This is a genomic window from Archangium sp. (genome assembly GCF_036277355.1).
Taxonomy (GTDB): domain Bacteria; phylum Myxococcota; class Myxococcia; order Myxococcales; family Myxococcaceae; genus Archangium.
On the sequence record NZ_DASUNC010000150.1, the window covers coordinates 1 to 12,376 of the forward strand.

Sequence of the window (12,376 nt, forward strand, 5' to 3'; positions counted from 1 at the left end):
CCTCGGGCTCGTCCGCGAACTGGTTCCAGTAGAAGATGCCGATGTTCCAGCCCGCGTTGATCCACGCGTCGGCCATGTTCACGTTGACGCCGTACGTGGGATCGTTCTCCGCGTAGTTGAACGTCTCGCGCTTGCCATTGACGACGCCGTCCTTCTGCCAGCCGTGCACGTAGATGACGGTGGGCTTGGCGGCGTTGAAGTAGGGATTGTAGACGCCGGGGACCGCCTTCTGGGACGCGTTGCTCAGCCCGTACCAGTAGATACCGAAGTCCAGCGTGCGGCAGTCGAAGGGCACGGCCGCGTGCGCGTCAGAGGGAATGCCCCCGCCGAGCATCACGCCCACGGCGGCCAGGGCCGACAGCAGATGGCTCTTCTTCATAGGATTTCCTTTCGTGCGGACGGCCGGGAATGGACCGTCCGAGGCAGGGGGGCAATAGTTCAATCAGTGAAAATAGTAAATGTGGCAAAACGTGAATTTATTCCCACCCTGTGCGTCTGGGATTGCCCACTGCGAGAATTTCCAATCACTGACGAAACGCTGACGCGGCGCTGACGAAGCGCTGACGGCTCTCCTGTAAATGACTCAGGGGAAGCGTGCTCGAAGCGTCTTCAAAGACAACCGGCAGCTACCCCTTGCCCTGGTCCTCGGCCTGATGGGCTCGCGGGTCAGGTGGGCGAGGCCTCGGCGTTCTGCTCCATCCGCTCGAGCGCGGAGGCATGGCCTGCGTGGCCCCTGCACGCCCCAGCCAGGAGGATGAGGAGGACCTGGCGGCGTTCGAGCTTCCGTTCTTCCAGCGCCTCGTCGTGCAGCGCTGGGCGATGGTGCTGGCCCTGACCGGGGGCGTCAAAGCTCCGAGAGGCAACTGCCCGGAGCCCCGCTCCGACAATCCCAGCGGACGTCCGCCTTGAAACGAGCCCCCGCCTGGCGGACATCAACCACGATCCGAGGGCCCAGCTGCAGTCCAGCCTCGGCGGCCTGGGCGGCGAGAGCTTCCCGAAGCCGAAGCCCACGCCGCCGCGTAGAAAAGGAAGATGCCCGGCAGCGCGATACCGGCTGGAGTGCACGAGCGCCGCGTCAGATGCCTGGTACCCGGTGAGCGGTGTAAGCAGAGTCCTGAAGGTACGAGGTCGCGTTGGAGATGATGACGCCGGTCTTGCTGCCGTCGGGGTTCGTCCATTCCGGCGTCGCCTCCAGGACTGACGCAATGCCATCCCCATCACCGTCACCCAGGTAGACGGCCACGTGCCCGTACTTCACGAGGAGATCGCCCACCTGGATGTAGGACTTGGAGATTTGCGGAATGCCATTCTTCATGTCCGTGGAGGAGGTCCAGCCGAAAGGCACTCCTGCATACTGGAACATCTTGTACACCAATCCCGAGCAGTCGAAACCTCTGACGCCAGCGGGCTGGTAGTAGTTGCCTTGACCACTGTTGCAGCTCGCACCGTAATGCCACATCGCAGTGCTGGGGGCGGCGCCGAACCGGTAGGTTCCCGCACAGGCTCCCGTGTAGACGGAGTCGAGTGCCGCGAGGCCGTAGGAGAGCGCCATCCTGACCTTGACGGAAGGCGACGTCGACACCTTGCAGTGCTGCATGTAGAACGGGATGCCATTGGCCGGGATGCCCGCGACGAGCACCCCGTTGAGGTAGTACCTGAACTCATCATTGGGCACGATGGCCACGTGGGCGATCCCGCCCACCTTCCACTCTCCGGGCCTGGCGGTGTAGCTCTCACTGGATTGCAGTCCAACCCCTGGGCGGTAGCTTTGCACCGTGGCGGTGTGAGTAGAGCCCGTCCCATTCAGCAGATTGTTGGTGATCTGGTAGACGCCTCCGTACGCGTTCACCTTGTTCCAGCAAGCCCCGGTGTGAGGATCCGTTCGGTAGAATGTGTAGTCAGCTCGAGCGGGCGGCGTGAATGCGAAACACGAAACCACGGCCGACACGGTTGCCAGCAAAGCACCTCTGCGGGATGAGAGCATTTCGGTATGGCCTTTCGTTCAATTCACGGTGAGTGGCCCTCATGAGAGGGCCGGTGCTTCCCCCTCACAGGGGGCGGCAGGTGAGATACTGCTTGTTGTCACAGTTGGAGCCGAAGCACCGGATGCCGCGGATGAAGAAGCCAGTACGGCCGATGCTGGCCACCTGGAACGGGCTGTTCTCCTCGGAATAGGTGCCGCTCGTCCACGCGCACTGGGTGGGGGCCCGGTTGGTCTCCGTGCACCGGATGCTGAGGTTGTCGCAGAAGTCCCCATGGCACTGGATGCCGGTCATCCACTCGTTGCCGGAGCAGACGCCCTCGTGAGAGCCCTCCTCCGAGAAGAAAGGCGTGGAGGAGCTGGCGCCAAACGTGAGGCCACTCACCGCCACGCAGTCGATGGCGACGTTGTCACAGAAGCGCCCGCTACAGGCGACGCCCGCCACCAGGCGGCTGTCCAGACAGTTCACCGGCGGGTACTCCTCCGACGTGTAGGCCGTCCACAACGTGCTCTGGAGCTGCTCCAGCGGGTCCGTCCCGTTGTCAGCCGGGGTCTCCCCTCCGGGTGACATGCCGCAACCCACCGCCCCGACGTGCAGGGCCACGCCCAGCACGGTGACCTCGAGGAGGGCGCGCATCGAGAGCCAGGGCTTCATGTTCAGACCTCGCGAGCAGTGGGGGCCTCCTGGCCCACACGTGTGAAAACCGGAGTTCACGAAAAGCTGGAATCACAGTGAATCAGTTCTCACGCGGAGTAAACATGTTTTTCGTTTTTCCTGGTTCAGGGCGGGGCCCCCGGCCGAGGCCGGTGCCCAGGGCGTTCCCTGGGAGCTTGTCGGAGAACCCCACCAGCAGGAGGAGGCAAAGAGCTCCGCGCGCTTCAGCTCACCGCGACCGTTCCGGGAGTGGCTGCCGGACCAGGGGCAACTGCTGCCGCGGTACGCGAGGGAGGTATTGGGGGAGGGCACTCAACGCTCCTGGCATTGCGCAGAGCGAGGGTCATGCGGAAATCTTCCCTCATGGTCACCCCTGCAAGTGCCTGGGCTCACGGGAGGATGGACTGGGCCTTCCGGGACGCCGCGGAGACCGGCAGGTAGCACTTGCCCTGGTACTCGGCCTGGGTCTCGAAGCAGGGCGGGCGCTTCTCCAGCGCCACCCAGCACCCGCCGTTGATCTCCACCTCGCCTCGCTTGGGCCGGCAGGGGGCCTTGGCCTGGTCGCGGAAGGGACCTCCGGGCATGGGATACGCGATGGCAGCCATGCTCTCGTCATCAGGACTGAGCGAGGCGGGCGCATCGAGCCGGGCCGCGGCCTCCGCGGCCACGCCATGGGCCGTGCGGGGCTCGTGCTCAGGGCCACCGCCGAGGCCGGTGATGCCCAGCCAGAGGCCCATGCCGAGTGCCACCGTAGCGAGGCCCGCGATGGCGAGCCCCCGCCGTGAGCGCATCCACCGGCGCGAGCGTCCGAGCCACCTGCGCAGCCGGCCGATGGGCTCGCGGGTCAGGTGGGCGCGGGCCTCGGCGTTCTGCTCCAACCGCTCGACCGCGGAGGCCAGCAGATCGAGCAGCTCCGCCAGGGCCGGCAGCCGGCCCGAGGCCGGGGCGTGCCCCACCTCCAGCGCGACGTAGGGAGGCGACTCGTGCGAGGAGGCGGAGATCCGCCAGTCCTCCGTGGGCTCCCAGTCCGCACCCCGGTCGGGCATGAGCACCAGGGCCGAGGCCCCGGTATTCACGTTGTGCGCCTCGTAGACACGGCCCAGGCCCGTTCCGAGCTCCTTGTGCTTGAAGCGCCTGCCGAGGTGGAACGGCCCCAGTCTTCCGCCCTTGAAGGGTGATTCGTCGGCCATGTGCGGCCTCCTTCCGCCCACCCTTCTATCACCTCGCGAAACGGGAGGCCGCACCTCATCTGGCAGGTCACCTCACGGCGGGCCCCGTCCCTGTCCTAGATGCAGTAGTACAGCATGCTGCCGATGCCCGCCCTCACGATGCAGACCGACCCATAAGGGGAGCAGACCTGCCCACTCGGGCTGCTCGGGCACGGGGCGAAGGCGTAGCACGACGGGAAGCCGAAGGTGCCGCAAGGGAAGGGCGCGTAGGTTGTCCAATGGCAGTCCTCGGTCACCGTGACGGTGGTGGAGGTGAGCGCGGCCGAGCAGGTGGTGCGGTTGCCGGCGCTGTCGACGACCATGGGCCAGGCCTTCACCACCAGGTTGCGCGGGCCGCAGGCGATGCCCGTGGTGCTGAAGTACCAGGTGCCCGTGGTGCCCACGCGCTCCTCGGTGGTGTAGAGCGTGTCACCGACGTAGTACTCCAGCCGCACCGCGTTGGCGCCCGGGGCCGTCGTCCAGGTGCCGCTCGCGGCCATCTCGCCGTTGTACGTGCTCGCCCCCGAGACGACGAGCGAGGTGACGTACAGGCCCGAGCACAGCTCCGAGCTCTGGGTGCCCAGCGTCTCCTGCTCGGACAGGACCGGGTCGGCCTCGGTTCCACCGCACGCCACCAGCAGCCCGCAGAGCACGGCGCACACGAGCGGACGAATCGCTTCACGCATCATCGGGGTCTTCCTCCGGAGACGGGAGTGGGCTCCCGTCCTGTCGTGCCGGAGTTCCACCCTGGGGTGGACGTGTCCTACGAGCTTCGCGGGATTTCCGGCCTCACTGGGTAATTCCTATATCACCGTATGAGGCCGGATTGAAACGAAAACCGATTTTCGCTGGAATCCCGGTTCAGCGCTTGCAGGGCAGGTACAGGCCGAGCTGGGCGTCCACCTGCACGTAGATGCGCAGGAAGCTGGGGTGGGGGTAGATGCCCGTCACCTCGGAGCGGAGCACCTGGCCGCGCACGCAGCCCATGTCCTCCGAGAAGCTCATCTCGGTGGACATCTTGTCCTTCACCGCGGCGAGCCGCTCGGAGATGTCCACGCGCAGCGCCTGCCGGGCCTGGTCGCGGATGGACTGGTAGTCCAGGGCGAACTTGAGCTTGAGCAGCTCGCTGGCCGTGCCCGGGGTGATCTCCAGGTCGGGCACGGAGATCTGGTTGTCGATGACGTGCGGATGGCCGGCGAAGAAGAGCTCGCCCTTCATGGGCACGGAGTAGCTGCCCACCTTGGCGTTGCCCCCGAGGTTCATCTTGATGACCACCGTGTCATCCGAGGGGTAGACCTGGGGGTTCTCCATGTACAGCTCCGGGTGCGACTCGGAGAAGTGGAGCCGGCCCTTCATGGAGGCCTCGAGCGCCTTGGACAGCTCCTCGTAGCGGGCGGCCACGGGGATGACGACCTTGAAGGGGCCGGAGGGCAGGGTGGAGACGTTCTGCAGCAGGGGCATGGCCACCTGCGTGGCCGGAGGCGGAGGCGTGCCGGCGTCCGTGCTGGTGCCTCCGTCGCCAGGCGCGGTGGCGGTGGACACGGCCGTCTGTGTCTGCATGCCCGCGTCCGGGACCGGCGTCCCACCATCCGTGCCCGTGGCGCCCGGGGTGTAGCTGGCGAACTGCGGGGTGCTCCCGGGAGCCGCCGTGGGGCTGGCCGTCTGGAGGCCCGCGTCGGTGGCCGGAGTGCCGCCGTCGGTGCTCGCGGGGCGGGTGAGGCTCGCCACCGGGGTGCATGGCAGCGTCACCGAGGGCATCACCACGATGCCGAGGTCCTTCTCGAAGCCATCCGCGAGCACGGTGGGGGCGGCCTCCAGGCTCGTCACCTTCAGCTCGGCGCAGGCGTACTGGTCCCCGCCCACGGGAATCTCGATGGGGCGGGCGAGCCGGGCGAAGGCACTGGAGAGCAGCGGGCGCACGTCGAAGCGGAACTCCTCGAGCGTCTTGCCGATGAGCTCCTTGAGCTTGGCCTCGAGGGCACGGTTGACGGCGTCCACCGGGCCGGCGGCCACCACCTGCACCTCGGTGGATTGCAGCAGTGCCTTGAAGTCCGCCGTCATGACGGGCTCGCCGGCGATGGTGACGGTGATGGGCATCTCCCGCTCGCCGAGCATGTTGAAGCGGCCATGGACGGGGACGCCCACCACCACGCGGCCGCGGTCGAACTTGATCGTCAGCGGCTCGCGCTGCCAGGTGTAGTGCAGCGTCTGGCCGGCGAAGAGCTGGGCATCGCCCTCGCCCGAGCGCGGCAGGCTCTCGGCCAGCTTCTTGAGGAGCCCCTCGCGGAAGATGGTGGTGTGGATGACGATGCGCGAGGGCGGAGGATCCGACACCGGGCGCCCACCGTTGGCGGCGGGCGGAGGCGGCTGCAGGGTCTGCGACTCGATGCGCGGGCCGGCGCAGGACACGAGGGCCAGCGACGCGAGGAGCGCGGGGAACGGACGAAAGCGCGACTGAGGCATGGCGAGGAAATACACCGCGAGTGTGGGCGCGGAGCATAGCCCAATCCGGTGGCTTTCCGCAGGGGGGAGTGGCGGTGATATTCGCGCCGTTCTGGCTGGGTCCGTGATGGTACGGTGAGGGGGGAGGCCGCACCGTTCCATCCAGCAGGGGTGAGCGCATGCTTCTTCCTGTTGCTGCGTGGTGTGGCATGGTGTTCCGGTTTTGTTCCCGCGCACGGGGGGGCACATGAGTCATCCGGCCATAGAGAACAGGACGCCGTTCGTCTTCGAGCCGCTGGCTCTCGCCGATGAGCAGATGCGTCCCTTGTTGGTGCTGGTGATCAAGGGGACCTACGCCATCGGTCCCCGAGGTTTGCAGCTGGCTGCGGAGCAGGCGCCTTTGTGCCTGGCTGGCCAGCATTGGGGTGAACCGGAGAAGTCCAGTTATCGGTACGAACCGGAGTGTGCCTTCATCAAGCTGACGACGGATGTGGTGCTGGTGGGCCACGTTCATGCCCCAGACAAGGACACGCGAGAACTGTTGTTGTCTCTGCGGGTGGGTCCCGTACAAAAACATGCGGCTGACCGGTCATCCGCTTCGAGGCATCACGGAGGGATTTCGTGGTCTCGGCTTGTATCTGCGCCTCTCCACGCACGCTCTCGCCGATCTGCTCTGGTATTCCGGTCTCCAGCAGGCCGAGCAGGGCTTCTGGCGCAATACAGCTCTCTACATGGGCCTCTCTCCCACTCGGGATGAGTCCATTGATTTCTACGATGACCTTCTGGAGGAGCAACTGGTGGAAGAAGCTGCCCGGCACGTGGGGCTCCCCATCGCTGCGAAGGACCGCGTCACCTTCTTTCAGGGGCATGCCTCCGCGCTGGTGGCCCTTCACCAGGCCGCGTCGGCCATCCAACAGGGTCATCTTGAACGCGCCATCATCTGTGGCGTCGACAGCCTGGTGGGTCCTGATGAGTTGCAGGTGCTCTACGAGCAGGAGCGGCTCAAGACACCAGCCCGGTCACGCGGTCTGATGGCGGGTGAGGCATCCGCGGCCTTCCTGGTGGAGCCGCTGTCGCTGGCATTGCGGAGACAGGCGCCGCTGCAGTGCCTGGTGGGGGCCATCGAGGTGGGACAGGAGCCCAGGCCCCGAGCGGAAGGAGGACTCCCCATGGGCCTCGAACTGTCCAAGGTTATCGATCGGAGTCTGCGCTCGTCCTCGCGAGTGGGGACCCTCTACGGTGATTTGAATGGCGAGGATTCCCGAGCGAGTGAGTGGGGCGGGGCCCGCGTACGGCTCCAGAGCAGGCATGACCTGTCCGGGGCCGTGGAACTCTGGCCCGCCACGTCTCTGGGGGACACGGGGGCCGCGAGCGGGGCCCTCTCCGTAGTGGCGGCGGCACGCTCGCTCTCCCGCGGTCATACGGCACCAGGGGAGGTGCTTGTCTGGTCCAGTGCGGACTCGGGCGAGGTTGCCTCGGCACTGCTTCGCCGCCACGAGCCTTCCAGGATGTCGTCTTCACTTCCGAAGCATTAGGGGAGGCGAATCAATGAGCGAGAACAATCCCAACAACCGGAGCCATGCGGACCAGAGGGCGCTGGTGAACCGCCATGAGCGGAACCCGGGTCCAAACCGGCCCTGCTTCTGGAAACACAACTACGGCCAGAGCAGCGACACGTGTATCCGCATCAGCCAGTCCGAGACCGACACCCATTCCTGCCACTACCAGGAGAACAGCGTCGACAAGGCAGAGGCCCACCCTGAGGTCTATAACACGCGCAAGGGCAAGGGAAACCGGCAGAAGGCCGAGGAACTGGGCTACATCCGTGGTGGCCAGGTGAACAACGACACGGAGGAGTACACCTCCGGTGCCGCACAGGTGGGTGAGCAGAAACTTCAGTCCACCCTTGCTCAGGGCAAGAGCATGGTAGATGCCTTGCGCAAGAAATTGAATTTCCTGAACGCATACCGGGGTAGGTACGGCAAGTCCCTGCACTGGCTCGTGTTGGATCCCCAGGGCTGGGACGTGGGATACAGGGCCGGTGTGAGTAGCGAGAAGTTCCGAAATGTCTATGGCGGGAACAAGAAGAATCGGAAGAGGAGCTTCGCCAACTACTTCAGTGAACTCGTGGCCCGGTTTGGACGGCGGCCCAAGAATTTCGCCATCAGGAAGAGCGTGGCCGAGCCGGGCCTCGGGCAGTGGTACCCCTATGAGCACGATCATCATCACCTGCTGCCGGTGAGCGCCTTCCAGCAGTATGTGCTGAACAAGCAGACGAACAACGGCATCGACTACATGAAGCGGGCTGCGGTCGTCATGAAGTCCACCTGGAATATCCACCACCAGGAGAACATGATGATGCTGCCTCGAGAGGTATTCGTGGCGCGCATCCTGGATCTCCCAGCGCACATCCCCTGGCAATCCGGTGCCGACCACAAGGGCTACTCGCTCACATTTGAGAAGCGGTTGGACCAGGTGCGGGCCCGAATCGATCGGGCCCTCGCCATCGAGAACAAGCGGGAGCGGCACGAAGCAGTCACCAAGGCCGCGAACGACATCAAAAGCATGCTGGAGGCCATGTCGCGCAAGGCACGACAGAACCTTCTGGACGATGGCTTCTTTGTGATTGAATCGTGAGGAGACACTCCTCTCCGAGAGGGAAAAATGGCCCACGGGTACCTGTCGATCTACCTCAACACTGATCGGCGCAACGCGATCATCAAGGACATCGGCGAGCGGGTCGCCAAGAGCTGGGAGCTCACCGAGGGCACTGTCCTGAAGGACTCCCTCCCCGAGTCCACGACGTTCTCCCTCTCGCAGGATAGCGGGGATATTCTGTGTGACTTCATCCCCAACATCAGCTCGGTGCTCGTCATCTCCTCACGGGCGAGGGAGGTGCTCGAGGCGCAGGGCCTTCGCCAGGAAATGGAGTACCTGCCCATCACCGTGCTGGACAGGCGCGGACGGCCCACCAAGAGCCGGTATTATCTGGCCAACGTCTTGCGCAAGGTTGCCTGCATGGACCGCGAAAAATCCGAGTTCGTTCCGGGCAGCGATGAAGAGATCCTGGTAGTCGAGCGGCTCAAGCTCCAGGAGGAGCTCATCCCGCCCGAGACGCGTCTCTTCCGTCTGGGGGAGTGCCCCGAGGTCATCATCATCCGCTCCGATCTGTTGCAGCACATCCAGGCCGAGAATCTCACCGGGCTCGTGGTGCGCGAGCAGGGAGAGGACATCTATTGAAGCCGCGGACGTCAGTGTCCTCGCGGGAGGAATGATGAGCATCCGGGAGCTCGAATTCACCGTCAGCAACCTGAGCCAGATCCTCGCGCTGCGGCTCGAAGCGCTGCGCAAGAGCGGGGCGGTGGATGCCAACAAGATCCTCCAACTCGCGAGCGACTACCGGCGGCTGGGGTGCGGATTGTTGCTATCCTCCTACGATGTCGAAGGATTCTGTGGCCACCTCTTCCTCGCGGCGGATGCATACCTCCAACTGCTGGAGCGCAAGTCCGTGAGTCCTGGGCTCGATCCGTACTACCTGGCTCGGAGCCGGGCCCAACCCCTGCTCGACGCGCTCGCCCTCGGCGACATGACTCTGGCCGGGCGCATTGGCGAGCGGATGGAGCCCCGGTGGGCAGAAGGCATGGAGTACGAGGAGGACTTCTGCTTCTTCGAGCTCCTCCCGCTCCTGGCCTCGTCCACGGGCAGCGAGGAGCGCGCGTTGAAATGCCTGGAGCGTATGGAGCGGGCGCTCGAAGGGGTGGCGTACCCCCGCTATGAGGCTGTGGCAGCCCTGGTGCACAGGGATCCGGAGCGCTTCGAGGCCGCGCTGTTGGCTTTGTGTGAGGAGTGGCAGTCCCAGGTCCGTCTGCAGCGGCAGTCGGGGTTGGGAGATCATGTCTTCCTGCTCACCGAGGCCAACGTCTTCATTGAGGGCCTCGCTCTCGTGAGGCTGGCCAGTGGCAGGGGAATGCCCACCCGGTCTCAGTACCCCTTGATTCCTCCCGTCGTCCTGGCTGGGCGGCCACGGCCCCATGCCCGCGTGATGCTCTGGGGGTAGAATGGCGGAAACCCAACCGGTGCCGGAGGTGGCTCCATGGCCAATACAGTCGGTGTGAACAAGATGTCCGTGGTGACGAAGGACAGCAACGGCACCACGGTGGCCTTCCCGGATGTCTGCAAGACGCCCACCCCAGGCGGGCCGGTGCCCATTCCCTATCCCAACGTCGCGCGCTCGTCGGATACCGCCAAGGGCAGCAAGACGGTGACGGTCGAGGGAAACCCGGTGTGCGTCAAGGACTCGAATTTCAGCACCAGCACCGGCGACGAGGCGGGCACGGCGGGTGGTGGTGTGGCCTCGAGCAAGACCCAGGGCAAAGCGGAGTTCGTCAACTACTCCTTCGATGTGAAGGTGGAGGGCAAGAACGTCGCCCGCGCCTTCGATTTGATGCTCCACAACGACAAGAACACTCCGCCCTTTCCCGTGATGCAGCCACCGGTGATCGCCCCGGGAAAGGAGAAGGAGAAGCCGGAGTGCCTCGTGTGTGAAGAGGACTACGAAGGCTGAGCACGGGCTTCAGGCGAACCTGGCGGAAAAGCGTGAGACAAGATTTGCTGCCGAGATGGGATGTCTACGAGGAGCACCTGGACGAGGCTGCTTTCTTGTGGGGGCAATGGGAACGGGCCCTGGTCGCTCCTGACTTCAATGTGGAGGAAACCTCTGGCCCTGAGGCGCGACTGCTGGCTCATGTCGAGGGGCTCGCGGAAGCGGGTGCTCCCGTCGCGGAGCGCCTGTTGCGGCCCGCGCTCGAGTCCGACGAGCCGGAGCGGCTCTCCTCAGCCGCTCTGGCCCTGCTCGCCAGTCACGAGGCCAGCGCCATGGAGGACCTGCTCCAGGTGCTGAAAAAGGGCGAGCCCGGTTCGCGTGCACCCATCCAGAGAGCACTGGAGGTATGGACGTGGCAGGCGTGTGCCGAGCGCATGGATATCCTCCTGGCGTCTCCCGAGCCCGTCCTCCAGGCGTTGGCGCTGGAGGTGCTGGCTTTCCATGATGTGGTGCCCCCCTCCGAGGTGCTGGACAGGATGCTCGTGCACGAGGAGGCGGCCGTGCGCGTGGCCGCTTGGCGATGTGCTCGTCTCCAAGAGGGCGGAGTCCGGCCAGCGGTGCTGTCTGCCTCGCTCAATTCCGTTCATCCGGCCGTCAGAATGGCCGCGATTAGAACCGGGCTCCTTCAGGGCTCGCGTGCCGCATGGGAGGCCTGCAAGGAGATGGCCTCCGCTCAGGAGATGGGCCGTGCGGAGGCGTGGGTGCTCCTGGCTCTCGGAGGTGGCGACGGAGAGCTTCAAATGTTGCTGAGTGCTCTCGAGATACCGTCGCAACGTCCTGGTGTCCTCTGGGCATTGGGGTTCAGTGGGCGTGTCGATGCCGCGGAGGCCTGCCTCGGGTTGATGTTCGAGGCGCCAGTTGCGGCACTGGCAGCGGAAGCCTTCTCCTCCATCACAGGTCTGGCCATTCAAGGCCCCTATGCGGCGCCCAGCTCGGATGACACTGAGTCCGCGCTTCCTCCGATTGAGGAGGATCTCGATGCGGATCTTTCACTGAAACCCGAAGCCTCCCTGGCCGTTCCAGCGATCGACGCTGTCTCCACCTGGTGGCAGCAAGCTCGTAAGGGCTTCGCGCGAAGCGAGCGATATCTCCATGGGCAGCCGTTCGACGTGGAGCTGCTGTTGAATGCGATCGAGCGCGGACCCATGCGACGTCGCCACGTGCTGGCGCTTGAATTGGCCATTCGCAGCAGGGGCACGTGTCGTGTCCAGACAAGGGCGTTCACCCGCCGCCAACGGGTTGAAATGGGGCGGCTTCGTGCCGCTCCCTCCATCCCAATGGTGCGGCAGCCCCTCTCGCAGATGCTCAGGTAATGGGTGTGGCGCTCATGTTCAATCCACCGAGCGGGGACGACCGAGTAACTCCAGGGGCGCACTTTCGCGTCCTCCCGTGATTATCAGCAGGCGAAGCAGCCCTCGCCGCAGGGGCGGGCCACTCTGCTTGAGGTGTTCGCAGCATCTGGCTCACCGCTGACAGCCTTACCTTCT

General features: G+C 65.1%; 14 protein-coding genes. 8 read left to right on the forward strand and 6 right to left on the reverse strand.

Annotation, left to right across the window (positions count from 1 at the left end):
* Positions 1 to 379 (reverse strand): hypothetical protein (locus VFZ09_RS37070; RefSeq protein WP_329732493.1); only part of this gene is annotated, 379 nt, incomplete at its 3' end.
* 347 nt (positions 380 to 726) lie between these two features.
* Between VFZ09_RS37070 and VFZ09_RS37075 the strand changes: the two genes are divergently transcribed.
* Positions 727 to 909 (forward strand): hypothetical protein, encoded by a 183-nt coding sequence (locus VFZ09_RS37075; protein ID WP_329732494.1) that lies wholly within the window; start codon positions 727 to 729, stop codon positions 907 to 909.
* Positions 910 to 1,075: 166 nt separating this feature from the next.
* Here VFZ09_RS37075 and VFZ09_RS37080 read toward each other — a convergent pair whose 3' ends face one another.
* The 5 genes from VFZ09_RS37080 to VFZ09_RS37100 all read right to left on the reverse strand — a co-directional run bounded on the left by VFZ09_RS37080 (position 1,076) and on the right by VFZ09_RS37100 (position 6,307).
* Entirely contained in the window at positions 1,076 to 1,849 is a 774-nt protein-coding gene (locus VFZ09_RS37080; protein WP_329732495.1) for an NlpC/P60 family protein, read from the reverse strand.
* Positions 1,850 to 2,048: 199 nt separating this feature from the next.
* On the reverse strand, positions 2,049 to 2,636 hold the full coding sequence (locus VFZ09_RS37085; protein WP_329732496.1) for a hypothetical protein: 588 nt from the start codon (positions 2,634 to 2,636) through the stop codon (positions 2,049 to 2,051).
* A gap of 389 nt (positions 2,637 to 3,025) precedes the next feature.
* Complete coding sequence (locus VFZ09_RS37090) at positions 3,026 to 3,826, reverse strand: hypothetical protein (protein WP_329732497.1); 801 nt, start codon at positions 3,824 to 3,826, stop codon at positions 3,026 to 3,028.
* 95 nt (positions 3,827 to 3,921) lie between these two features.
* Positions 3,922 to 4,533: a hypothetical protein gene (locus tag VFZ09_RS37095; RefSeq protein WP_329732498.1), complete on the reverse strand. Its 612-nt coding sequence runs from the start codon at positions 4,531 to 4,533 to the stop codon at positions 3,922 to 3,924.
* Between the two features lie 172 nt (positions 4,534 to 4,705).
* Positions 4,706 to 6,307: a DUF4403 family protein gene (locus tag VFZ09_RS37100; protein ID WP_329732499.1), complete on the reverse strand. Its 1,602-nt coding sequence runs from the start codon at positions 6,305 to 6,307 to the stop codon at positions 4,706 to 4,708.
* 295 nt (positions 6,308 to 6,602) lie between these two features.
* On the opposite strand from VFZ09_RS37100, the gene VFZ09_RS51780 reads away from it, so the two are divergent.
* Genes VFZ09_RS51780 through VFZ09_RS37130 form a run of 7 tightly spaced genes read left to right on the forward strand, consistent with a single transcriptional unit; the run spans position 6,603 to position 12,202 of the window.
* Positions 6,603 to 7,043, forward strand: a complete 441-nt coding sequence (locus VFZ09_RS51780; protein ID WP_414640786.1) for a DUF2169 domain-containing protein — start codon at positions 6,603 to 6,605, stop codon at positions 7,041 to 7,043.
* A complete protein-coding gene (locus VFZ09_RS37105; protein ID WP_414640787.1) occupies positions 6,925 to 7,821 on the forward strand; it encodes a beta-ketoacyl synthase N-terminal-like domain-containing protein in 897 nt (298 codons plus the stop codon). The genes VFZ09_RS51780 and VFZ09_RS37105 overlap by 119 nt, the downstream gene beginning before the upstream one ends.
* Positions 7,822 to 7,834: 13 nt before the next feature.
* Positions 7,835 to 8,923 carry a hypothetical protein gene (locus VFZ09_RS37110; RefSeq protein WP_329732501.1) on the forward strand — a complete coding sequence of 363 codons (1,089 nt, stop codon included), beginning with the start codon at positions 7,835 to 7,837 and terminating at the stop codon, positions 8,921 to 8,923.
* A gap of 27 nt (positions 8,924 to 8,950) precedes the next feature.
* A complete protein-coding gene (locus VFZ09_RS37115) occupies positions 8,951 to 9,526 on the forward strand; it encodes an imm11 family protein (protein ID WP_329732502.1) in 576 nt (191 codons plus the stop codon).
* A 31-nt stretch (positions 9,527 to 9,557) separates the two neighbouring features.
* Positions 9,558 to 10,343 carry an Imm49 family immunity protein gene (locus VFZ09_RS37120; protein ID WP_329732503.1) on the forward strand — a complete coding sequence of 262 codons (786 nt, stop codon included), beginning with the start codon at positions 9,558 to 9,560 and terminating at the stop codon, positions 10,341 to 10,343.
* 36 nt (positions 10,344 to 10,379) lie between these two features.
* Complete coding sequence (locus tag VFZ09_RS37125) at positions 10,380 to 10,850, forward strand: DUF4150 domain-containing protein (protein ID WP_329732504.1); 471 nt, start codon at positions 10,380 to 10,382, stop codon at positions 10,848 to 10,850.
* A gap of 32 nt (positions 10,851 to 10,882) precedes the next feature.
* Positions 10,883 to 12,202: a TIGR02270 family protein gene (locus VFZ09_RS37130; protein ID WP_329732505.1), complete on the forward strand. Its 1,320-nt coding sequence runs from the start codon at positions 10,883 to 10,885 to the stop codon at positions 12,200 to 12,202.
* Positions 12,203 to 12,376: the final 174 nt, after the last annotated feature.